The organism is Marinobacter sp. es.042 (genome assembly GCF_900188315.1).
Lineage (GTDB): Bacteria > Pseudomonadota > Gammaproteobacteria > Pseudomonadales > Oleiphilaceae > Marinobacter.
In genome coordinates this window covers 3673378-3697358 of sequence record NZ_LT897781.1, presented here as the reverse complement: position 1 = coordinate 3697358, position 23981 = coordinate 3673378, and the positions used below count along the sequence as shown (strand labels likewise).

Genomic DNA, 23981 nt, shown 5'->3' with positions numbered 1-23981 from the left:
TGCCCTTCATGATTATCACCATTCCCTCGTGGAGGGCCAGTACGGCAGCGTGTGGCCGAGAGATGGTCCACCGAGGCCTTTTTCCAATGGCGCCCTGGCCACCTGGGGCCAACGACCATCGGCGAGAAAGTGATCGCGCCCCCGATCAAGATGACTGCGAATTACAAAGGCGGTGCCATCCCAGTACTCGCTGAATTTTGCGTAAGAATAGATTTTCAGACCCCGGGCGGGGTCTCCTATCAACACCTCGTCTTCACTGATGCCCTTGATCAGAACGAAATGACGGAAACCCTCAATGTTCAGCAACACAATCATCGGCAGGCGAATCTTCTCCCTGAGGCCAGCCAAGGGCAAGCGAAATCCATCGGCCTGGTACCCTCTGGATGCCAGATAGCGCTTCATATCGAGCATGGAGAAGCCATGCCGGCGCACCTTTTCCTCATCTGCCAACGCCAGCATTTCAATGAAAACATCGTGCTCGCTGACCTGATCCTCGTAATGAAAGCTCAATAACGAGGCAACTGCTGCGGAGCCACAGCTGAAGTCGTACTGCTGTCGAAGTACACTGTCAAAGCGACGGCTTTCGAAACTGTTCACCGTAAGCCGGATATCGCCGCCAATACCCGGCACCATGACCGAGCCGGCAAATGCGGTGGACCATAGCAGCCCGGCACTCGCGCAAACAGCAACAAGAACCTTCCTGGTCATGGTCCACCTCCATCAGTGATTAATCAGTATGTTGATCTGGGTATTGTCCTGAATGACCACCTGATTACCCGTGTTCTGGATAACCGTGGCAACCCCACTCATGTTGCCGAAAGCGTTGTCGGAAATACTGTTATTTCCGGTGACAACATTTCCGGACAGCAGGTTGTCGGAGACATTCGCATTCTGCTGGTTATTGTTAACCTGCAACTGCATCGAAACTCCCTGGCGACCACTTGCATCCGCCAACTGATCCTCTGTCAGGGCCATGGTATCCATCCACTGCTCGGCCGAAACAAATCCCGATGTTCCGAGCAACAATACCAGCAAGGCAGCCTTCAGTTTCCCTCTGATGACGTAACCCATGGCAGTTCTCCCGGAATGACCGGGCCGCTCCCGTTGAGATGCGGCCCGGATTCCTTACTGGGTGCCACCACCGGTGGACAGGTTGGACATTACACTGACATTCGCCTGTGTAACGCTACCGTTGCCTGCACTCTGTGCAAAGGCGCCAACGCCGGTGTAGTTCGCTGAACCGCCGGAGATTTCATTGCGGTTGCGGGCCTCGGTGTAGGACGCTCTGCCGTTGGCATCGCCGTAGGTGGTTGAAGAGCCCGATACACTGCCGTCAAGATCGGCGTTGTTCAGGAACACATCCAGATCCAGAGCCAATGAGTTATCGGAGCTGTCGTTTCCGCTGTCGGAGATCGTGGTGTTTCCGCTATCTGCCACATTGGTGTTGCCGCTCTCGGCAACGTTGGTGGAGTTATCGGAATTATCGTTCCCACTGGCGGCAATCTTGAACGAATCCGCGACACTGGTGCTGTTATCGGAATTGTCCGAGTTATCCGAGTTGTCGCTGTTATCGGAATTATCCGAGTTATCCGACATGTCATTGCCAGTGTCAGCGATCTTGAAGGCATCGCTTAGATTGGTGCTGTTGTCGGAGCTATCGGAATTATCGGAGTTGTCGGAATTGTCCGAGTTATTCGAGTTATCCGACATATCATTGCCGCTTTCAGCAATCTTGAACGAGTCCGCCACACTGGTGCTGTTGTCAGAGCTATCCGAATTGTCGGAGTTATCCGAATTATTCGAATTGTCAGTGTTGGTGGAATTGTCGTTAGCGGAATCGGTATTGCCGGAATAGCCGTTGTTGGCCGTGGAGGTATTATCCGCATTGGTATTCGGATCTCCATCTCCCCCCTGGTCAGCGTAGGCAAAACCGGAAACGCCCAGACTCATTGCGATGGCAGCTGCTAGTAGTGTTTTTTTGGTGTTCATGATGTCATTTCCTTTGAAGTTATTGGCTTTTAAGGGATCCGACCCAACCCGCTAGCCTTCGGGTAAGCCAAGGTTCAGACCCGCCAGAACACACGAGCGATTCCCGTGCCAGAATCCGTAAACCGACTCCAAATTGATGTTTTTACTAACCTTTACAAAGATCACTCAAGACGTGGCAGAACAGAAAGGCAGGAAAACTGTTTCAGGGATGAAACAGGGAGAACGCAGGAGAAACAGCAAACCCGCTGTTTCTATCTTTTTTCAAATACTTACAAAAAATCAGCGGTGTCAAAAAGAAAAACCCCGCTCCAGGCGGGGTTTTCTGGCTTGAAGCGAACCCGTAGGGCTCGCTTCAGCAACATCCAAACCGTCGATTAACCGAACTGGTTCATGGTGTTGTCTTTACCACCGGCCTTCAGGGCCGCCTCACCAGCGAAGAATTCCTTGTGGTCGTCACCGATGTTGGAACCAGCCATGTCCTGGTGCTTAACGGTAGCGATACCCTGACGGATTTCCTTGCGCTGTACACCAGCCACGTAGGCCAGCATGCCTTCGTCACCGAAGTAACCCTTGGCCAGGTTGTCGGTAGACAGGGCCGCGGTGTGGTAAGTCGGCAGGGTGATCAGGTGGTGGAAGATACCCGCTTCGCGTGAACCGTCACGCTGGAAGTTACGGCACCACTCGTCAGCCAGCTGACCCAGCTCGGTATTGTCGTACTCTTCACTCATCAGCTTGGCGCGGTCGTAGGCAGAAACGTCCTTGCCTTCTTCCTTCCATGCGTCGAATACCTGCTGACGGAAGTTCAGAGTCCAGTTGAAGGACGGGCTGTTGTTATAAACCAGCTTGGCGTCAGGAACCACTTCCTTGATGCGATTAACCATGGCTGCAATCTGGCCAACGTGCGGCTTCTCGGTTTCGATCCACAGCAGGTCAGCACCGTTCTGCAGGCTGGTGATGCAATCCAGAACCACACGGTCTTCGCCCGTGCCCGGCTTGAACTGGAACAGGCCAGACGCCAGACGCTTCGGACGAACCAGCTGACCGTTCTGCTTGATCACAACGTCGCCGTTGTTGATGTCTTCTGCCTTCTCGATCACTTCACCGTCGATGAAGCTGTTGTACTGGTCGCCCAGATCGCCCGGCTCGTTGGTCACGGCGATTTTCTGAGTCAGGCCAGCGCCCAGGGAGTCAGTACGGGCAACGATAACACCGTCGTCCACACCCAGCTCCAGGAACGCCAGACGAACGGCGTTGATCTTGGACAGGAAGTCGGCGTGGGGAACAGTTACCTTGCCGTCCTGGTGACCACACTGCTTCTCGTCAGAGACCTGGTTCTCGATCTGGATGCAGCAGGCACCGGCTTCAATCATCTGCTTGGCCAGCAGGTAAGTCGCTTCGGCGTTACCGAAACCAGCGTCGATGTCAGCGATGATCGGAACAACGTGAGTTTCGTGGTTGTCGATCTGCTTGATCAGCTCTTCAGCCTTGGCGTTGTCGCCGGCATTCTCGGCTTCTTCCAGGGCACGGAACAGGTGGTTCAGTTCCCAGGCATCCGCCTGACGCAGGAAGGTGTAGAGCTCTTCGATCAGGCCAGATACGGCGGTCTTCTCGTGCATGGACTGGTCAGGCAGCGGACCGAACTCGGAACGCAGTGCAGCAACCATCCAGCCGGACAGGTACAGGTAACGACGCTTGGTGGTGCCGAAGTGCTTCTTGATGGACAGCATCTTCTGCTGACCGATGAAACCGTGCCAGCAGCCCAGGGACTGAGTGTACTGGGAAGTATCGTTGTCGTAGTTCGCCATGTCTTCGCGCATGATCTTGGCGGTGTACTTGGCGATGTCCAGACCAGTCTTGAACTTGTTCTGGGCGCGCATGCGAGCGGCGTGCTTCGGGTTGATGGCGTTCCAGGTCGGGTGCTGCTTCAACAGGGAAGCGATCTGGTCAACGTCTTGTGCGTAGGGCATGGTCTCAATCCTTTCTACGTTGGTTTTCTAAGTCGATGCGGAGAAGCGTACAGCCACTTCCGAAGCCAACAACCTGCTCACTTTTTGAGCGAAGCGCTGACGTTGACGGTTACTTTAGTGGTTTCAAATTTATAATTGAAATTTATATGATCTATTTTCGGCATTTTCCTGGTGAATGGCAAAAACCCCTCATTCTTGAGTTGGATCAACCCCGGAACATTGGCTATTGTTACTGTTGTCAGTGAGCAAGTTCCAACCGACCCCATCAGGCGCAAACAGTGTTCTACCTGCGAGCTTTCAGCCACTCCCTTGTGCATGCCCTGAAGAACCTGTTTCCGATCATCGCAGTCGTTGTCTTCTTCCAGCTCGTTATTCTCCGGCAAATGCCGGACAACACGCTTGCGATGGCAGCGGGTCTGCTGATCGTGGCTGTCGGCGTTGCCCTGTTCCTCCAGGGCCTTGAGCTGAGCATCTTCCCGGTTGGCAAAAGCCTGTCCAATCAGTTTGCCCGCAGGGGCTCTGTGCCGGTTCTGCTCTCGTTCGGCTTTGCAATGGGCTTTTCTGCGGTGGTGGCAGAGCCGGCACTGATTGCCGTGGCCCAGCAGGCGGAGGAAATCAGCGAGGGCAAGATAAAGGCCCTGACGCTCAGGATACTGGTGGCCGTTTCCGTTGGCCTCGTCGTTGCCCTGGGCGTGTTCAGAACCATATTTGGTTACCCGCTGCACTGGTTCATGATCATCGGTTACATCGTGGTGGTGATCATCACCTGGTTCGCGCCACCCGAGATTGTTGGTCTTGCCTACGATTCCGGTGGCGTGACCACCAACATCGTCACCGTTCCCCTGATTGCGGCCCTCGGCATTGGTCTCGCGGCTTCCATTCGGGGCCGCAACCCACTCTTGGACGGCTTCGGACTGGTTGCCCTCGCGGTGATGGTTCCCATGATTACCGTTCAGCTTTACGGGATTTTTGTCTATTCCGGTGTGACCACCGATCCGACCACGGTGCCGACCCTGGTACACAACGGAACCGCCGATCAGACTCCCGTTCTGCTGACGATGCTGCTCGATCTTGCCGGCATGATCCGGGATGTACTCCCCATCATTATCACTATCCTTTTTTTCCAGTACCTGGTGTTGCGCCGGGGGCTGACCAACCCGCGCAAGATCCTGTTCGGTTTTGCGCTGGTGGTGCTCGGTCTCTATGCCTTCGTGGTCGGCCTGAAACTCGGCCTGTTCCCGATCGGCACCAGTATGGCCCGGCAACTGATGAGCATGGAGGGCTACGTCTTTGTCTATCTCTTCGCCTTCATGATCGGATTCGCCACCACCATGGCCGAACCCGCGTTGATCGCAATCGGACACCAGGCGGAACAGGCGGCCGCAGGCACCATAAACGGCAATGCCATCAGGATTATTGTGGCGGTCGGAGTCGCTGTCGGAATCACCCTCGGCGTCCACCGGATTATCAGTGGCGATTCCATTCACCATTACATCATTGGCGGCTATATTCTGGTCATCATCCTGACCGCGCTGGCCCCGAGATACATCATCCCACTGGCGTACGATCTTGGCGGGGTTACCACCTCCGAGGTTACTGTACCTCTGGTAACCGCACTGGGTATTGGCCTGGCCAGCAGCATTGAAGGTCGTAACGTGCTGATCGACGGGTTTGGCCTGATTGCCTTCGCCTCCATCTTTCCGATTGTGACGGTGATGAGCTACGCCATCATTGTTGAAATGCTTGCCAAGCAGAGGAAAACAGACTCATGAAATTTTCGGTTCTGGTAGCAATTGTTCCAGAGGATCAGGAACAGGACTGCGTTAATGCCGCGAGGGACCTTGGCGCCGGTGGTATCACGGTGATTCCCGGCCGCGGCATCAGCAACACCGCGAAGAAAACCTTCTTCGGCCTGACCTACGACGGCAGCCAAAGCGTTCTGCTAATGGTGCTGGAGAAGGGCCTCTCGCTCGATATCCTGAAGGTTATCCAGAAAATACTCATGCCCGACCATAACGATTCCAGGGGACTGGTGTTCACACTTCCCCTGGAACACCTGGGCGGGATCGACATGTCCCAGGTGGCAAAATTCGAACAACATCTGAAAGATTCACTGTAACCGGAGAACAGCCATGAAACTGGTCAAAGACGTGATGGTGCGGGATGTAATGACCATCTCTCCGTTTGCCAGCATCCGTGAGGCGCTGTCACAGATGAAACAGCACTCAGTGAAATCGCTGGTGGTGGAAAAAACGAGCGAGCACGATGCATGGGGTCTGATCACCTATACCAACGTGCTGAAAACGGTTATTGCCGAAGACGGTGACATCGATCTTCTGAACGTTTATGACGCCTGCGCCAAGCCTGTCATCAGCGTCGGTGAAAACCTGAATGTCCGGCACGCGGCAAGCCTCATGAGCAAATACCGGGTCAAACGCCTGCTTGTGTTGGCCGACAACGATCTGAAGGGCTTTGTGGTGATGGATGACATCATGGCTGCGTTGCTGGAGAGCATCGACTAACATTCATGCAAACGAGACAAAGCTCTCGAAGTGTTCAGAAGGAATACCGGCCAGTTCCGCACCACAGTTTCGGTTACACACCCACAACTGACAATTCGGTGTGGTTGGAACAGACTGCATTTTCTGCACCCGAGCCCGGGCTGCAGCCAAATGAAACGTATCAAGTGAGCGTCGATGGGCGTCGGTATCAACCTCCTGAGATATAGGAAATGGTTACGAACTGCGATCATGCTGGGCGTAATGCTTTTTAGTTTGCCAGGATTGTCCTCGCGGCAAACTCAAGAGCAACCTGTTTTTACTGCTATCGATTTTGAACAAAGCCGCAACCAATGGGATCGTTATGGGTTCGGTGCTGACAACACCATTCTCGACCAGTGGCAATCCTTGCTGCAACGGGCAAGCTCGCTTAACACTGATGAAAAGCTTCGACAGATCAACGCATTTGTTCATGATGTTTTAAATTATCAGCTAGATAGCGCGCTCTGGGGGCGAGAAGATTACTGGGCGTCACCGCTTGAAACCCTGGCACAAGGCCGGGGTGACTGCGAGGATTTCGTCATCATCCAGTACATAAGCCTTTTGAGCGCAGGCATCAGCGATGACAAGCTTAGGCTCATATACGTTCGTGCGCGCATTGGAGGTCCCGCCAGCCCGGTTACCCGACCTCATATGGTTCTGGGCTATTATCCTGAACCCGGAGCTGAACCTATTTTGCTGGACAGCCTCATAGAAGACATTCTTCCCGCCAGCGAACGGACTGACCTGACGCCGGTGTTCAGTTTTAACAGTAGCGAGCTTTGGGCAGGAGGCTCCGGCGCTTCAGCAGGAAGCTCCACCGCCCGACTTTCCCCCTGGCGTAATGTGCTTGACCGAATGAGAAGCGAAGGAGTGACCTTTAATGTCCCTCGTTAAACAGTTGTGGCTGGCTACCAGCTTCCTGATATTAACGGCGTTTGTTGCCAGCCTTGCCGCAAGCCTGATCTCGGCCCAGGCCTATTACGAGGAGCAACTTGCCCTCAAGAACATCGACAGTGCGAATTCGCTGGCGATCACCCTTTCACACACAGAAAAGGAGACCGCTCTGTTGCGGTCTTTCCTGGATGCCCAGTTTGCGACCGGACATTACCAGCGCATTCGCCTCACCATGCCCGGCGGAACCTCGCTCGATCTTCAGTCAGACACCATGGAGCACCAGGCTCCGGGGTGGTTTCGAGCTATTTTCCCCCTTGAGGTCCCGGCCGGCGTGGCCACCGTATCTGACGGATGGGTGAACTTTGGCACATTGTCGATCGAAAGCGACACGACCTACGCACAGACATCACTCTGGGTGACGGCGCAACGGCTTTTACTGTGGCTTGCCCTGGTAGCGTTGGCAGCCGGACTGGCAGGAAGCTGGCTTGTCCGACGGATCAGTCGGCCTCTGAACGAAGTTGTTCAGCAGGCAGAGGCGATTGGAGAAAAACGTTTCATCGTTTCCAGTGAACCCCGCACCACAGAGTTTCAACGAGTGGTAAGGGCGATGAACAAGCTATCCCGTCGCGTCGAACACATTCTGGAAACCGAAGCCCGGGCACTGGCCGACATGCGACAGAAGGCCCTACATGACCCAGTGACTGACGTTGGAAATCGGGAATTTTTCATCAGCAAACTGGACAGCCTGATCGACGACCCCGACACGGACGCGCGGCATACCATTGCTCTGCTTCGAATTCAGAATCTCGCAGAGCTCAATGCAGAACATGGCAGAGAAGTCGTGAACCACGAGCTCAGGCGATTTTGCCAGGAGATATCCGAAGCCATTGACGATGATGAGCACCTCGCCGCTGAGGCTTTCATAGGGCGCCTGAATGGCTCAGACTTCGGGGTCCTGCTGACCGAGTTCCACGACGCCGGTTTGCTCAGTGAAACACTGTCTCGCCGGGTAACAGGGCCGGCCGGTCAGGCACCCAACCTTTCCATTTGCACTTTCCAGCCCGGCAGCTCGCACGCCGGAGTTCTCATGAAAGTGGATCACCTCCTCGCCCAGGCGGAGCAAACTCAGGAACGGGTTGTGATCGATGAAGAAGACCTTGAGGATATTCCCTTCAAGAATGCAACAGAGTGGCGGGAGGCAATTGACTCGGCCCTGCAAAAGAATGCGCTGAAAGCCCTTCTACACCCTCTGATTGGTCGCGATGGCAAGCCCTTGCACCAGGAAGCCAAGGTCCGCCTGCAGTTAAATGGGAACTGGCGCGCTGCCGGGTATTTTCTCCCCTGGGGCCGAAGGCTTGGTTTGCTGCCTGACGTGGACATAGCGATGGTGAAGCACCTCACCCAGTCAACAACCCAGCCAGGCAACACTCCCATCGTGATTCATATTTCAAGGGAAAGTCTGCTGAACGATCAGGCCCGACATCATATTCTGAAGCTGCTCGAACATCGCTCACATCCGTCCCAGGCTTTCCGCCTGGAGCTTCCCGAATCAACACTGGCCATCGGAGAGCTGGCACTGGGTACATTCGTTCACGAAGCCCAGGCACGAGGATGTGAAGTGGGAGTCAGCGGAATTGGCCAGAACCTGGAGCGTATTTCCCGGGTGCATGAGCTTGGGCTGGATTACATCAAAACGGACCCCGTTTACGCCCAACGCCTGGCGTCCGACCCAGCCACACAGCAATACCTCCAGCGGCTAACGGCACTGGCGCACTCGATCGGACTCAAGGTTTACCTGGCCGGAGCCCGCTCTGAAGAGTGTGTCCAGTCGGCCTGGGATGTGGGTGTCGACGGCGTCACTGGGCCTGGCGTGAAAACCAGCGACTAATCAAAGTCAAAAAGGTCGTCGCCGACGTTATCAATGAGGTTCAGATGGTCATCCTGGCCACGCATGGACTTCCGTTCCATCAGCTTGTTCTGGGCCTCTGGTGGCAAGTCCGTGAAGCGGATGATGCCTTTGAATGCCAGCAGGTCCACCAAATCCTCGATGACCCGGATCAGCGATGAGTCGGATTCCCGGAAACGGTGGCCTTCCGTCACATTCAGTTGCGAACAGAGAAAGTCCTGCAGCTCAGGCGCATCGTGTGCAATTTCTGTGAAGCCACTCAACGGCTCTTGACTCGCAGCGACTATGTCACCGTTATCGTTACGCCTGACGTACATCACCGCCCGCCCCCGTATTCTGTTGACCGGTAACGAGCAACATCAGTTGCATCCGGTCCCGGACAGCCAGTTTCTTGAATATCGAGCCCATGTGTTCTTTCACCGTACGCTCGGTGATGCCAAGTTTCGTAGCGATATTCCGGTTACTCGATCCTTTCGCGGCCAGGAGAGCCACCTGATGCTCACGCGCGGTAAGAGCGCTTAGGTCAGCCGGCGATGACGGCAGAGGAGCACTTTCCAGCGCACTGGCGACGGTCTTGAGCAGAGACGCCAGCAGCTGTTCCGGAAACCAGAGACCACCTGCCCGAACCGTTTCAGCAACCTGTTGAAACACGCGCTCGTTGGACAGCGCAGGAAGATAGGCACGGGCGCCGCAGGCCAGCACCCGATTCATTTCTTCAGGTTCAGGCTGTCGCGTTAATACGGCTACCTTTCCGCCCCTATCCGACCAATTGCGAACGAGAGTCTTCCACTCGGGTACATCACTGCATACCCAGAGCAAGGCTGGTGGAGCAATGCGCTGCAGATCGCCTCCGGCCTCAACCAGCCCGACGCCGGGCAGCACACGCTCCCAGTGGTCCAGCGGCCGAAACGCCGGGCCGTAGACAAGAATAGAGTGGTCGGTCGTCATCGCTCGCTCAATGCCTGAGAGGTGGCTCGCAATACCGGCTTTAGCAAATATTCCAGTATCGTTTTTTCACCCGTCAGTATATCCACTTGCACCGTCATACCGGGAATGATGGCCAGTTGCTCGGAAAAGCTCTGAGTCTCAGTGCGCAGACGAGTCAGGTAATAGGTGTTGTCTTTTTCATCGGTAATGGTATCTGCACTGATATGCTCGACGGTCGCTTTTAGCCCGCCAAAAACCGCAAAATCGTAGGCGCTAAACTTTATAATTGCACCTTGCCCCCTTCGGATGAAAGCAATGTCCTTCGGGGATACCCGAGCCTCCACAAGCAGTTCATCATTCAGAGGGACAATCTCAACAACGTCCTGCCCCGGCGCTACGACCCCACCCACTGTTTTCACAAACAGCCGCTGTACGGTTCCATCGACCGGGGCGACGATCCTGGTTTTGCTCACTCGATCCTGCAGCCCTTCCAGCATCTCTCGGGATGCAGCCAATTCGCTGATGGCTTCAGAAAGTTGCTGGCGCCAGCGGTTAGTCATTACCAGGCCAGTCTCTCGAATTTTTGATTCTGCCTCGGCAATGGCTGCCCGGGAACGATTGATCGCAGACTCCGCCTGGGCGGCTTCTCCCCGCGCGTTGGAAATCTCCCTTTCAAGCTTGATCAGATCTACTTCAGAGACTGCACCTGAAGCCAGCAATGGGCGCTTCAACTCAAGTTCTCTGGAGGCAAGCCCAAGCACTTCCCGGTACTGCTGACGGGCCGATAGCGCCTCCTGCAGATCCGCTTGCCGTTGCTCGAGCTGTTGTTGATAGATCGCTTGCTGTTCCTGCAATTCCCGTCGACTGTTCTCGAACAACGACTTCTGCACCGCAATCAGCTGAGGCGCCCTTTCCTGAAAGTCACTCGGGAAGGAAATCTCCGTATCCTCAACCAGCGCCCGTAACCGGAAAGTATCGGCCAACAGCGATAATTCCCGGGCCATCTGCTCGGCATAATCAGAGTCAAACCGGGTTGACTCGACACTAACAAGAAGCTGACCTTTTTTTACCAGCTCGCCCTCTTGTACCGAGAGCATTTCAACTACTCCGCCATCCAGAGACTGGACAACCTGCAACTGGCTGGAGGGAATAACCTTCCCATCGCCACGAGCCACTTCATCAATCGTCGCAAAACCTGCCCATACCAGCAAAGCAACGAACGCCAGGAAGATCGTCCACAACAAAGCCCGGGGGCGGATGGGCTCCTGCTGAACCCTCGCCCACTCGCTGTCGACTTCCCAGCCGCGTCCATCAGGAATCTTAAGCCATCGCCCCATCAGACGATCAAACCAACGTTCAGTGCGTTGTCCGACCCTATCAGAACCACGCCCAATGCCATGGAAGCCCTTTTCCGCCAGAGACGACCGGTCTTTCGACTCACTCATGACGCCCCCCGGATTTTACCCTGTCGGAGCGCTTCCACGACGGTTTCTTTGGGACCGTCCGCCACGATACGTCCGCCATCAAGAACGATGATGCGATTTGCCAGCTCCAGCAAAGAGGTTCGGTGGGTCACCATAACCAAAGTCTTGCCGGCCGAGGCCCGAGCCAGACTCCGCTTGAAATGCTCTTCGCTGGAGTGGTCAAGAGAACCGGTAGGCTCATCAAGCAACAATATTGGCGGATCGCCCACCATAGCCCGGGCAATGGCCAGAGCCTGTCGCTGGCCACCAGACAATCGTTGTCCCCGTTCACCTATCTGCAGATCAAAGCCGTCTGGCTGCGCGTCAACGAAGGGTTTCAACCCGCTCAGCTCAGTAACCCGCAACAGCTCCTCGTCCGAGACAGGTCGGGACAGTATGATATTGTCCCGAAGACTGCCATAGAATAGCTCAACGTCCTGTGGCACGTAGCCGATATTCCGTCGAAGCTCTGCGGGATCCAGCTGTCTCAGGTCGACATTATCGAGAGATATGGTGCCAGAGGCAGGATAGTGGAGTCCCAGCAACAGACGCTGAATCGTGCTCTTTCCCGAACCATTCTTGCCCAGAATGGCGACTCGCTCGCCCGCCTTCAGGTTGAGTGACACGCCTGTCAGTGCTAGCTGACCCGATTCGGGATACTGGAACTGAACGTCCCTGAACTCTACTTTCCCGCTGAGCACCGGTCGGGAAACCCAGTTTTTATCCAACGACCGTTCCTGCGGCAGCGCCATGATCTCATCCAGGGTTCTCAGGGCGGTGGCCGCATAATGATACTGTGCCAGTAGACCCGCCGCCTGGCTCACCGGAGCCATCGCCCGGGAAGAGAGCAGGTAAGCGGCGATCAGCCCACCCTGTGTCAGCTCCCCCTCAATGATCAGATAGACGCCGAGAATGATGATCGCCACAGCGACCAGATGCTGCACCCACTGGGCGCCGCTCTGAATTGTTGCGGAGATAAACTTCAGGCGGGCACTGATATTACTGATGTACAACGAGGTACGCTCGTAGGTCGCCTGAATCCTGCTTTCAACACCCAAGCTCTTGACCGATTCCAGATTCGACAAGCCCTCCACCAGCGTGGCGTTTCGCTGGGAACCGGCAGACATGCTCTCCTCAGACAAATCCCTCAAACGTCGCTGGGCGATTGAGGCATAGATGATCAATCCAATAGCGCCGACAGCCACGGGAATACCCAGAGGCCAGCTAATCAGCATGATTACCAGTAAAAAAAGAAGCACAAAAGGCAGATCCACCAGCCCAACCACGGTCATGGAACTGACGAATGAGCGGATGGATTCAAACGACTGCACATTCGCGGCAAACGCGCCGGCAGACTGTGGCCGATGCGCCAGGCTCAACCCTAGCACCCGCTCCATGATGGATGCGGACAACTTTGCATCGGCCCGACTCGCCGCCAGATCGATGAACCACCCCCTCATCAGGCGAAGCACAAGATCCGCGCAAAGGGCGATCAAAAGACCTATAGCCAGCACCCAAAGGGTATGGGTTGCATGGTTCGGGACAACCCGGTCATAAACGTTCATGACGAATAGCGGCATCGCCACAGCAAAAATGTTAATCATTAGCGCTGCGATGCAGATGTCCCGATAAAGTTTTTTGTTTTCGGCGATAACGCTCCAGAACCAGTGTCCACCCTGGGCCGCCCGGGTCTGGATCGCACGACGATCAAAGCGGAACTTCGGGCGACAATACAAAACCATGCCAGAATGAGCCGCTGCTAATTCCGACATGGAAACTTCTGTTTCGGATTCGGGGAGTTCAGGAAAAACGACGGAGGCGGTGCCCCGTTCTTTATTGAGGGAATGAAGGACGCAGGCTCGGTCATCATCAAGGAGCAACACGGCAGGCAGAAGTGCCAAATTGACTGCATCGAGCGGCTGTTTCTCAATCTGGCTGGTAAACCCCAACCTGTGGGCCGCTCGCCCGAACGTCGAGGGCGTCAGTTGGCCCGCCTCCAGCGGAAGCCCGAACGCAATACTCTCTGCCGACGCCTGACGCCCATGGAATTTGCAGAGGATCTGAAGACACGTCAGCAAACGGTCACTTTGATAGCCTTGTCCTGGTTCTTCCACTCAATTACCTATAGTTTTCCTCGCTTCACTTCAGTTGTGAAGAAGAGCCAGAGGCCAATACTCGGACGTCTGCCCTGCGATTGGCGTTCAAGGCTGCAGCGGATCCCAGTGAGAACCTTGGCTGATAGAACCCCTGCCCCTCGGTGGTCAAACGCTGGCGGTCGATACCGTAACGATCAGCCAGAACCTGGGCTACCGCTTCTGCACGTCTGAGCGACAACGCCTGATTGTAGGCAGGCGCGCCTGTCCTGGACGCATGTCCGACAATCTCGACCTGCGCTTCAGGGTTCTGGGTCAGGAAACGGCCAATATCATCCAGGTATTCCTGACTGGTCGGCTCAATTCTGGCGGAGTCATTGGCAAATTCAATAACGGCAGTCTTAACCACTTCGAGTTCGCTTGCAACCTCGCACCCCTTTACATCAACACGCGCTCCCGGAGCCGTACCCGGACACCGATCTTTATAATTCTTGACTCCGTCTTTGTCGGAATCGAGCAGCAGGTTAACGGAGTCATCCAGGGCTACCGCAGGACAGACACTGTCCGTAATTTCGAGAGGGCTAACTCCCAGCTCTTCCATTGAAGGCAGACCATCTCGTACCAACCCCAGTGACGACACCAGGTGACCCATTCCGGCTTGCACCCGGGCAACAGCCAGCTTTCGGTCATAGACTGCATTGGCATAAGCCCGGCTAGCGTCAAAGTACTCATTTTCCGCATCCAGAACGTCCAGAAGGGTACGTTCACCGATATCGAATTGATCCTTATAGGCCGTTCTTACCCGAGCTGAGGAAAGCCGGTGATTATTCAGAATGGGGATCTGATTCTCCAGATTGCGAACGTCGTTGAAGGCAATCTGTATTTCCTGTCGGATATCCACACATGCTTTATCACGAAGGTCCTTGGCAACATTTACCTGTTCATAGGCACCGCGAACCCGCGCCCGGTCAGACCCGCCCCGATACAGGTTGACGTTCAGCTCGATGCCAATCCGACCGTCAGTCTCTGAGTTATCAAAGCCCAGATCATCGTAGGAACGGTGACCGTAGCTGGCTACCAGATCCACCTTCGGGTGGAATCCGGAACGGTTCTCTTCAACGCTTGCCTCTGCAGCCTTGATTTCACGATGCGCGGCCCTGAAGCTTGGATTGCCCTCATAGGCGATAGACAGGGCATCGGTCACTGATGGCGGGACCAGATCAGCCGCCAACTGAACTTCTTCAAGTTCAGTTGGCGGCTTCTCGCCTATAATCCGTAGATAACGTGCCTGGACATCATGGAGATTGCTGGCGACCGTGAACAGGTTCGCTTCGGCCAGAGACAGGCGACCACTAACCTGTTCAAGGTCAGCCGCCCGCGCCACTCCGGCTTCGGCACTTTCACTTACCTGATCATAGACATCCTGATGGGTTTGGAGATTGTCTCGCGCCAAAGCCACGAGTTCCCTCTGACGAGCAACATCCAGATAGGACCGAAGCGCCTCCAGCGAGGTCTCTTCAATCTGCCCCAGCAGATCGAAGTAACTGACCAGCTGCCGCTCCTCAAACCGCTGGACGCTGCTCTGGGTCTGAAATCCGTCATACAACATTTGGGTCAGAGTCACTTGACCATCATAACCATCGTATTCGTCCACTGGCCCGTAGTTTCGATTCTCCAGGCCATAACGGGCGCTGGCATCCAGCGATGGCTTGTAGCCGCCATAGGCGGTCTTTGTTTCATGACCCGCAACCAGAAACTGATGCCAGCTCGCGCGAACCTCGGGATTCGTTTCGATCGCTTTTCTGATCGCATCGACCGCGCTATCGCCCTTGGCCTGGGCAAAAAGGGGCGCTGACAGGCAAGTTGCGGCAAAAACAGCGGCAGCCCCTGATTCCATGATCTTCTTGATAATCGACAAACTTCCAACCTCCAGGCTAACAAGGGCTTCGCCCAAGAAAGCACTACCCTTTTCTATTCGGAACTGGAGCACGACCACCAACCACTTGCCGCATTCCCACTTCAGCCAACTCGGCTGCGCGCTATTGTATCGGACCGCAAGTAAAAAGGGGCAATTTAACAACCATTTACAATTTATCACCAGAAATCGCCCGAACCTGTACCCCAGTCCAGTAGGCAGGCGTTGCAAGCCAGCCTACCGTAAGGGCAGTAAAAAAGTTCATAAAACTCCCTGCTAGTTCTATTTTGAAATAAAGAGGCCTGCCATGAGCATCACGATTGCCATCGTTCTGAACGTTTCCGGGAAAGTCTGGGCAGAGGCGCCGGACGGAAGCCGCAGACTTCTGGAACAAGGTGACGCTCTAATGCTGGGTGAGAGACTGATCACTGCGGAAGACGGTCGTGTGTTGCTTGATTTCGGCTACAACAACACAGCCACTGTCGACAGTGGTGTAACAATCCTCGCGAGCGCCGAATTGGCAAGCAATTTCGTTCCCTCACCCAACGAGGACTCCATCGTTGAAGATGAAAGTGTTGCGCAGGCACTTGCAGCCATCGAGGAGGCTTTGGGCACCAGCATTGAGGAGGCCGAGGCACCGGCCGCCGGTTTGGAAGGTGGTAGTGCTGGAGGCAGCAGTTCTGTCCGCCTTGCCCGCATTCTGGAGAACATCAACCCTTCCGACATCAGCCTGGACCTGACAACAGTACAGGCCGATACACCGGTGGTTGATATTGACGGGGGCTCTGGCCTGAACCCGACCGCCCCCGAACCCGGCACTCTCTCCATTGAGAGTGTTTCCGGCGGAACCAGCGACACTCCCGCTTACACCATCAATGGTTCGGGCAACAACCTGGCCAATGGCGAATCGATTACGGTAACAATCACTGACCAGAACGGAACGACAGTTTCGCAGGTGATCAACCCAGGACCTGACGGCAGCTATACAGCGGTCATCTCTCAACTGACTAGGCTGGTTGATGGGCCAATCACGATTGATGCCTCCGCAACGGCGGCCAATGGCGAAAGATTGACAGCTTCAACAGGGGGTACGCTGGACGTCACTACCGGAATGCTGGACGTGACAGCCCAATCCATTGACAACGATGCACAAACCATTGACCTGACCGGGACCACTACCGACGTCGCGGAAGGTAACGCGGTCGAACTGACGATTACTGACACTCAAGGTACTGTGGTGACAGCAACTGCAACCGTTGGTGCTGATGGTTCCTTCAGCATCGCTGGCGTGGATCTTTCGGGCCTCGTGGATGGAAGTCTCACCATTGAAGCCTCCGCTCAGGATCGTAATGGCAACAACGTTACTGACCGCACATCAGGCACCTTCAATGCCGTCGACGATGTGCCAGTGATCTCTGGCGATATAACCGGCAACGTCACTGAGGACGAGGCCACCATCCTCACTACCACGGGCACTCTGGCAGCCAACGGCGGCGACCCTGGCGAAGATGCCTTCACTGGCGAGACCCTGGCCGGCACCTACGGCGAACTGGTCATCGATGAAAACGGCACCTGGACTTACAGCGCAGATAACAGTCAACAGGCCATTCAGGGTCTGGCTACCGACCAAACCCTGACGGACAGCTTCACGGTTACCAATGCCGATGGCGTGACCACCGAGACGGTCACTATCACCATTAACAGTGCCCAAGACGCACCTGTGGCGAATGACGATGCGCCCCTAACCACCGACGAAGACACGGTGCTGAGCAACATCGACGTGCTGGGCAATGACACCGACAGCGATGGCGACAGCCTCAGCGTCACTCAGGCAACGGCCACCAATGGCACGGTCATCATTAACGCTGACGGCACACTGGATTACATCCCAAATGCCAACTTCGCCGGAAACGACACCATCGCCTACACCGTCAGTGACGGCAATGGCGGCACCGATTCCGCCTCCGTCGCGGTTACCGTCAATCCGGTGGACGACCAGTCCAGCCTCAGCCTGACCGATGGCGCGGCGACTGAAGACAGCACCAGCGCTGGCGCGGTGATCGGCGAGATCACCCTGACTGACGAGGAATTCAACGCCACCGTCGATTTCACCGCGGGCACGAACGATGACGGCTATTACGAGATCGTCGGCAACGAAGTCCGCCTGACGTCCGCTGGTGAGACCTACCTGGACGCCGGTAACGCACTGCCGGATGTGAGCCTGACCACCAACGATGGCGTCACTGTCAGCAACACCGTAACCACAACGCTGGTGAACGATACCTCAACGCTGAGCCTGACCAATGGCTCCGTCACCGAGGACAGCACCTCGGCTGGTGACGTGATCGGCGAGATCACTCTGACCGACGAAGAAGGCAATGCCACGGTCGACTTCACGGCGGGCACCAATGACAACGGCTATTACGAGATCGTCGGTAACGAGGTGCGTTTGACCTCGGCTGGTGAAGCCTATCTGGATGCGGGTAACGCGCTCCCAGATGTGAGCCTGACCACTAACGACGGCGTGACCGCGACCAATACGGTCACCACCACCCTGGTGAACGACCAGGCCAGCCTCAGTCTGACTGATGGCGTTGCCACCGAGGACAGCACCTCGGCTGGTGACGTGATCGGCGAGATCACCCTGACCGACGAGGAAGGCAACGCCACGGTCGATTTCACGGCCGGCACCAATGACGATGGCTACTATGAAATTGTCGGCAACGAAGTGCGTCTGACGTCCGCCGGTGAAGCGTATCTGGACGCCGGTAACGAATTGCCAGACGTCAGCCTGACCACCAACGATGGCGTCACTGTCAGCAACACCGTAACCACCACTTTGGTAAATGACCAATCCAGCCTCAGTCTGACTGATGGCTCCGCCACCGAAGACAGCACCAGCGCTGGCGCGGTGATCAGCGAAATCACCCTCACGGATGAAGAAGGCAACGCCACCGTCGACTTCACGGCCGGCACCAATGACGATGGCTACTATGAAATTGTCGGCAACGAAGTGCGTCTGACGTCCGCTGGTGAGACTTATTTGGACGCCGGTAACGCACTGCCGGACGTGAGCCTGACCACCAACGATGGTGTAACCGCAACGAACACCGTGACCACAACCCTGGTGAACGATCAGTCCAGCCTCACTCTGACTGATGGCGTTGCCACCGAAGACAGCACTAGCGCTGGCGCGGTGATCAGCGAAATCACCCTCACGGATGAAGAAGGCAACGCCACCGTCGACTTCACGGCGGGTACCAATGACGATGGCTACTATGAAATTGTCGGCAACGAAGTCCGCCTGACGTCCGCTGGAGAGACCTACCTGGACGCCGGTAACGCGCTCCCAAATGTGAGCCTGACCACCAACGACGGTGTGATCGCGACGAACACCGTGACCACCACGCTGGTGAACGATATCTCAACGCTGAGCCTGACTGATGGCACGGCGACTGAAGACGCCACCTCCGCCGGGGATGTGATCGGTGAGATCACCCTCACCGATGAGGAAGGCAACGCGACCGTCGATTTCACCGCGGGCACGAACGATGACGGCTATTACGAGATCGTCGGCAACGAAGTCCGCCTGACGTCCGCTGGTGAAACCTACCTGGACGCCGGTAATGCACTGCCAGACGTCAGTCTGACCACTAACGACGGCGTGATCGCAACCAACACCGTGACCACAACCCTGGTGAACGATCAGTCCAGCCTCACTCTGACCGATGGCACGGCGACCGAAGACAGCACTAGCGCTGGCGCGGTGATCAGTGAAATCACCCTCACGGATGAAGAAGGCAACGCCACCGTCGACTTCACCGCCGGTACCAATGACGCCGGCTACTATGAAATTGTCGGTAACGAGGTGCGTTTGACCTCGGCTGGTGAGACTTACCTCGATGCAGGTAACACCCTTCCCAACGTCAGCCTGACCACCAACGATGGTGTGACCGCCACCAACACCGTGACCACTACCCTGGCGAACGATACCTCAACCCTGAGCCTGACCGATGGCTCCGCCACGGAAGACACCACCTCCGCCGGGGATGTGATCGGCGAGATCACCCTCACCGACGAAGAAGGCAACGCGACCGTCAATTTCACCGCCGGCACCAACGACGATGGCTATTACGAGATTGTCGGGAACGAAGTCCGCCTGACGTCCGCTGGTGAGACCTACCTGGACGCCGGTAACGCACTGCCGGATGTGAGCCTGACCACCAACGATGGCGTCACTGTCAGCAACACCGTAACCACCACGTTGGTGAACGATACTTCGACCCTGAGCCTCACCGATGGCACGGCGACCGAAGACAGCACCAGCGCTGGCGCGGTGATTAGCGAGATCACCCTCACCGATGAGGAAGGTAACGCCACCGTCGACTTCACCGCCGGCACGAACGATGACGGCTACTATGAGATTGTCGGCAATAACGTGGTCCTCACCGCAGACGGTGAAGCGTATCTGGATGCCGGCAACCCACTGCCAGACGTCAGCCTGACGACTAACGATGGTGTGACCGCCACCAACACCGTGACCACCAGGCTGGTGAACGATACTTCGACGCTGAGCCTGACTGATGGCACGGCGGCTGAAGACACCACCTCCGCCGGTGACGTAATCAGCGAGATCACCCTGACTGACGAGGAAGGCAACGCGACCGTCGACTTCACGGCGGGTACCAATGACGATGGCTACTATGAAATTGTCGGGAACGAAGTCCGTCTGACCTCCGCTGGTGAGACCTACCTGGATGCCGGAAACGCCTTGCCGGACGTGAGTTTGACGACCAACGACGGTGTAACCGCGACCAACATCGTGACCACCACGTTGGTGAACGACCAGTCGAGCCTCAGCCTGACCGATGGCTCGGTCACCGAAGACAGCACCAGCGCTGGCGCGGTGATCGGCGAGATCACCCTGACTGACGAGGAAGGTAACGCGACCGTCGATTTCACAGCCGGCACCAACGACAACGGCTATTACGAGATCGTCGGCAACGAAGTCCGTCTGACCTCCGCCGGTGAAACCTATCTGGATGCGGGTAACACACTTCCCAACGTCAGCCTGACCACTAACGACGGTGTGACCGCCACTAACACGGTGACCACCACCCTGGTGAACGACGCACCTGTGGCGAATGACGATGCAGCCCTCACCACCGACGAAGATACGGTGCTGAGCAACATCGACGTGCTGGGTAATGACACTGACAGCGACGGCGACACCTTGAGTGTCACCCAGGCAACCGCCACCAATGGCATGGTCATCATCAACGCTGACGGCACGCTGGATTACACCCCGAATACCAACTTCGCCGGCGACGACACCATCATCTACACCGTCAGCGACGGCAATGGCGGCACCGATTCAGCATCTGTCGCGATTACCGTCAATCCGGTGGCTGACCCGGCGGACATCACCGTGCAGGCCACCGACAGTGCGGTTACTGAAGACGATGCGAATGACAACACCGCAAGCGGCACAGTGAATGTGAGCGATGCCGATAGCGGCGAAGGCACACTAAGCAGCGCAACCGCGAACTACGGCTCCCCGACCGTGGATGGGAGCGGCAACTGGACCTACACGCTGGATAACACCAACACGACGGTGCAGGCCCTGAAAGCCGGTGAGACACTCACCGACACCATCACTTTCACCAGTGATGACGGCACGACCGCTACCCAGGACATCACCATTAACGGCACCGATGATGTGCCACTGATCTCTGGCGACACCACCGGTGCAGTCACCGAAGACGACGCCAACACCCTCACGGTCACGGGTGCTCTAGCAGCCACTGGCGGGGACGCCGGCGAAGACGTCTTCACCGCCGAAACCCTCACGGGTACCTACGGCGAACTGGTCATCGGTGAAAACGGCACCTGGACTTACAGTGCGGACAACAGCCAGCAGGCTATCCAGGAACTGGCCGAAGGCGACGCCCTGACCGACACCATCACGGTGACCAACGCCGATGGCGTGACCACGCAGGAAGTGACAATCACCCTGAACGGAGCAAACGACGATCCTGTCGCTACGGATGACACCTATGTGTTCAGCACTATCCCCGGCCTGTTCGGCGAGTACTTCGCCTACCAGCAGGGAACAGATGGCAGCAACCTGACGAACGTGGCTCAGGTCAAAAACTTTATCGCCGCAACACAGGCCGACGCCACCTTCATTGGAACAAGCATCGACTACGGTTTGATCGGCGGTGGGCTGGGCAGCGATGGAAAGCTTCAGAACTTTCTGAAAACCGACAGTAATTCGCTGTCAAAGGATCCCGACAACAGTTCTGACGCCATTATCCGGATGACGGGCAACCTTGAGCTCGAAGCTGGCACGTATCAGTTCCGGGTTCGTGCCGATGACGGTTATCGTATCGAAGTTAATGGCCAGACCGTTGCCGAATTTAACGGCAACCAGGGTGCCACAACCCGCTCTGGCAGCGAGTTCACTCTGTCCGGCGACGGCCCCCACTCCGTTGAAATCGTGTACTGGGATCAAGCTGGAGGAGCGCAACTACGGATAGAGATTCGCGAACAGGGCGGGCAATACCAGACATTTGGTGTCCAGCACGTTTCCCATACCGGCCCTGATTCGGCTCTGATCGTTGATGAAAACCAGTCTCTGGAAATTTCACCGGCAACTCTGCTCGAAAACGACGTCGATGAGGATGGCGACACGCTGGTCATCCAGAGTGTTCAGGATGCCACTAACGGAACTGTGGCTCTTAACGGCAGCGGCAATATCGTGTTCACGCCGGATGACAACTTCTCAGGTGACGCCTCATTCTCATACACGGTCAGCGACGGCCAAGGCGGCACAGACACTGCGACCGTCACGGTTGATGTGAAACCGGTTGCGGATGCACCGACATTGACGGCGATCGATGCAACCAGTGTCCAGGCTGGCGTCACCACTATTTCTACCGGATCACCGGATGAACCGGTGGAGCCCGATGCCTTTAACTCCGGCGCGGGTGTCGACAGGCAATACCTCGAAATCGAGCTTGGCCTGCCCAACAATTTCCTCAACAATCGTTTCGATCCGGACGGTGACCAAGTCACCGATCCGGGCAACGTAACCGTGGTAGACGGCAAAATAACAGGGAGTTCGCAGGCTCTGACAGCGGGCATGGACATTACCTGGGATTACACATTCACCAACGGTGAGGATTTCGCGAACGAGGTGTCCTTAGGCTACAACGACCTGGTCGTTTTGGTGGTCACGGCACCATCCGGTGCCAGGGAGACCTTGCTGGTAGACTCCTCGGAAAATAAATTCCCGAACCAGGCCGTAGAAGGAACATTCACCTACACAGCAACGGAGTCGGGGCACCATCAGTTCCAATGGTTAGTGTTAAACGGCGGCGATGGCAACAAGGACTCTTGGCTCTCATTGACGACACCAACCGTTACGGCTCCCGGGCTGGCTGGCAACTACGGAATGCCAGTAGATCTGGTAATCAATGCAGCGCTTGCCGATCAGGACGGCTCCGAAACCCTGGGCATTGTGATTGATGGCATGCCTGCTGGTGCTGCGCTAACTGCCGGCGTTCAGAATCCTGACGGCACCTGGAGCCTGGGCGCCAGTGACCTGAACGACCTTCAGTTATTGCCTCCGGCGGAATTCAGTGGCGACATCGCACTGACCATCACGGCAACCGCAACTGAGTCTGGCAACAACGATGAGCAATCAGTAACGGACACGCTCACCGTCACGGTCGATCGGACGGAGGAGACTGTATCCGGCGACCAGCAGGGCAACAACCTGCAGGGCGCCGCAACAGATGATCTTGTTCGCGGATACGCCGGAGACGACACGCTGTCAGGCGGTGCCGGAAACGATTACCTGATCGGAGGCGCAGGCAACGACACCCTGATTGGAGGTGCTGATGGCGATGTTCTTACCGGGGGCGTTGGAGCCGATGTTTTCCGTTGGGAGTTGGGCGATGCAAACGATGGTCAGTTGACTCAGGACAGGGTCACGGACTTCACCATTGACACTCAGGATGGCTATAACGGTTCCGGGCAAGGCGACCAGCTGGAGCTGACAGACCTGCTTCAGGATGCGTCATCCGCGACCATTAATGATTACATGATGGCTCGTGAAGAGCATGGCGATACGGTTCTTTATCTCAACAAGGATGGGGCTCTTTCCGATAGCGGCGACAATGCCCATCAGTCGATCACCCTAAGCGGAGTGAGCATGGACGGCCAGACGTCCGACCAGTTCATCGACTCCTTGCTTAGCAACAATCAGATCAAGATCGAGTGA

General features: G+C 56.1%; 15 protein-coding genes. 6 read left to right on the top strand and 9 right to left on the bottom strand.

Features of this window, described 5'->3' with window-relative positions:
- Positions 1-15: 15 nt before the first annotated feature.
- The 4 genes from CFB02_RS16960 to CFB02_RS16945 all read right to left on the bottom strand — a co-directional run bounded on the left by CFB02_RS16960 (position 16) and on the right by CFB02_RS16945 (position 3956).
- Positions 16-708: a C39 family peptidase gene (locus CFB02_RS16960; RefSeq protein ID WP_088558947.1), complete on the bottom strand. Its 693-nt coding sequence runs from the start codon at positions 706-708 to the stop codon at positions 16-18.
- Between the two features lie 12 nt (positions 709-720).
- Positions 721-1071, bottom strand: coding sequence for a hypothetical protein (locus tag CFB02_RS16955; RefSeq protein ID WP_227519267.1), 351 nt, complete (start codon positions 1069-1071; stop codon positions 721-723).
- 54 nt (positions 1072-1125) lie between these two features.
- Positions 1126-1989: a dentin sialophosphoprotein gene (locus CFB02_RS16950; RefSeq protein WP_088558946.1), complete on the bottom strand. Its 864-nt coding sequence runs from the start codon at positions 1987-1989 to the stop codon at positions 1126-1128.
- A gap of 374 nt (positions 1990-2363) precedes the next feature.
- Positions 2364-3956, bottom strand: coding sequence for an isocitrate lyase (locus CFB02_RS16945; RefSeq protein ID WP_088558945.1), 1593 nt, complete (start codon positions 3954-3956; stop codon positions 2364-2366).
- Positions 3957-4234: 278 nt separating this feature from the next.
- Between CFB02_RS16945 and CFB02_RS16940 the strand changes: the two genes are divergently transcribed.
- From CFB02_RS16940 to CFB02_RS16920, 5 genes are all read left to right on the top strand, one after another.
- Entirely contained in the window at positions 4235-5728 is a 1494-nt protein-coding gene (locus tag CFB02_RS16940; RefSeq protein WP_088558944.1) for a DUF1538 domain-containing protein, read from the top strand.
- The gene (locus tag CFB02_RS16935; RefSeq protein ID WP_014578443.1) at positions 5725-6075 is read left to right on the top strand and encodes a hypothetical protein; all 351 of its coding nucleotides are present in this window, start codon (positions 5725-5727) and stop codon (positions 6073-6075) included. Before CFB02_RS16940 ends, CFB02_RS16935 begins: the two co-directional genes overlap by 4 nt.
- A gap of 13 nt (positions 6076-6088) precedes the next feature.
- Positions 6089-6478 carry a CBS domain-containing protein gene (locus CFB02_RS16930; RefSeq protein WP_088558943.1) on the top strand — a complete coding sequence of 130 codons (390 nt, stop codon included), beginning with the start codon at positions 6089-6091 and terminating at the stop codon, positions 6476-6478.
- 228 nt (positions 6479-6706) lie between these two features.
- A complete protein-coding gene (locus tag CFB02_RS16925) occupies positions 6707-7390 on the top strand; it encodes a transglutaminase-like cysteine peptidase (RefSeq protein ID WP_088559288.1) in 684 nt (227 codons plus the stop codon).
- Complete coding sequence (locus CFB02_RS16920) at positions 7377-9278, top strand: EAL domain-containing protein (protein ID WP_088558942.1); 1902 nt, start codon at positions 7377-7379, stop codon at positions 9276-9278. The genes CFB02_RS16925 and CFB02_RS16920 overlap by 14 nt, the downstream gene beginning before the upstream one ends.
- On the opposite strand, the gene CFB02_RS16915 is transcribed toward CFB02_RS16920, so the two are convergent.
- From CFB02_RS16915 to CFB02_RS16895, 5 genes are read right to left on the bottom strand one after another with little or no spacing between them, the layout of a single operon-like run.
- Positions 9275-9613: a hypothetical protein gene (locus CFB02_RS16915; RefSeq protein WP_088558941.1), complete on the bottom strand. Its 339-nt coding sequence runs from the start codon at positions 9611-9613 to the stop codon at positions 9275-9277. The two genes, CFB02_RS16920 and CFB02_RS16915, sit on opposite strands and share 4 nt — an antisense overlap.
- On the bottom strand, positions 9597-10244 hold the full coding sequence (locus tag CFB02_RS16910) for a helix-turn-helix transcriptional regulator (RefSeq protein ID WP_088558940.1): 648 nt from the start codon (positions 10242-10244) through the stop codon (positions 9597-9599). The genes CFB02_RS16915 and CFB02_RS16910 overlap by 17 nt, the downstream gene beginning before the upstream one ends.
- Positions 10241-11668 carry an HlyD family type I secretion periplasmic adaptor subunit gene (locus tag CFB02_RS16905; RefSeq protein WP_088558939.1) on the bottom strand — a complete coding sequence of 476 codons (1428 nt, stop codon included), beginning with the start codon at positions 11666-11668 and terminating at the stop codon, positions 10241-10243. Before CFB02_RS16905 ends, CFB02_RS16910 begins: the two co-directional genes overlap by 4 nt.
- Positions 11665-13800, bottom strand: a complete 2136-nt coding sequence (locus tag CFB02_RS16900) for a type I secretion system permease/ATPase (RefSeq protein WP_088558938.1) — start codon at positions 13798-13800, stop codon at positions 11665-11667. Before CFB02_RS16900 ends, CFB02_RS16905 begins: the two co-directional genes overlap by 4 nt.
- Positions 13801-13825: 25 nt before the next feature.
- On the bottom strand, positions 13826-15697 hold the full coding sequence (locus CFB02_RS16895) for a TolC family outer membrane protein (RefSeq protein WP_227519266.1): 1872 nt from the start codon (positions 15695-15697) through the stop codon (positions 13826-13828).
- A gap of 304 nt (positions 15698-16001) precedes the next feature.
- On the opposite strand from CFB02_RS16895, the gene CFB02_RS16890 reads away from it, so the two are divergent.
- Positions 16002-23981, top strand: a complete 7980-nt coding sequence (locus CFB02_RS16890; protein WP_088558937.1) for an Ig-like domain-containing protein — start codon at positions 16002-16004, stop codon at positions 23979-23981.

What these genes read in the sequence shown, in the direction of transcription:
- CFB02_RS16935 (WP_014578443.1), top strand. Translation starts at nt 5,725, where the DNA reads ATGAAATTTTCGGTTCTGGTAGCAATTGTTCCAGAGGATCAGGAACAG.
- CFB02_RS16945 (WP_088558945.1), bottom strand. Translation starts at nt 3,956, where the DNA reads ATGCCCTACGCACAAGACGTTGACCAGATCGCTTCCCTGTTGAAGCAG.
- CFB02_RS16910 (WP_088558940.1), bottom strand. Translation starts at nt 10,244, where the DNA reads ATGACGACCGACCACTCTATTCTTGTCTACGGCCCGGCGTTTCGGCCG.
- CFB02_RS16960 (WP_088558947.1), bottom strand. Translation starts at nt 708, where the DNA reads ATGACCAGGAAGGTTCTTGTTGCTGTTTGCGCGAGTGCCGGGCTGCTA.
- CFB02_RS16890 (WP_088558937.1), top strand. Translation starts at nt 16,002, where the DNA reads ATGAGCATCACGATTGCCATCGTTCTGAACGTTTCCGGGAAAGTCTGG.
- CFB02_RS16955 (WP_227519267.1), bottom strand. Translation starts at nt 1,071, where the DNA reads ATGGGTTACGTCATCAGAGGGAAACTGAAGGCTGCCTTGCTGGTATTG.
- CFB02_RS16930 (WP_088558943.1), top strand. Translation starts at nt 6,089, where the DNA reads ATGAAACTGGTCAAAGACGTGATGGTGCGGGATGTAATGACCATCTCT.
- CFB02_RS16950 (WP_088558946.1), bottom strand. Translation starts at nt 1,989, where the DNA reads ATGAACACCAAAAAAACACTACTAGCAGCTGCCATCGCAATGAGTCTG.
- CFB02_RS16925 (WP_088559288.1), top strand. Translation starts at nt 6,707, where the DNA reads ATGCTGGGCGTAATGCTTTTTAGTTTGCCAGGATTGTCCTCGCGGCAA.
- CFB02_RS16915 (WP_088558941.1), bottom strand. Translation starts at nt 9,613, where the DNA reads ATGTACGTCAGGCGTAACGATAACGGTGACATAGTCGCTGCGAGTCAA.
- CFB02_RS16905 (WP_088558939.1), bottom strand. Translation starts at nt 11,668, where the DNA reads ATGAGTGAGTCGAAAGACCGGTCGTCTCTGGCGGAAAAGGGCTTCCAT.
- CFB02_RS16920 (WP_088558942.1), top strand. Translation starts at nt 7,377, where the DNA reads ATGTCCCTCGTTAAACAGTTGTGGCTGGCTACCAGCTTCCTGATATTA.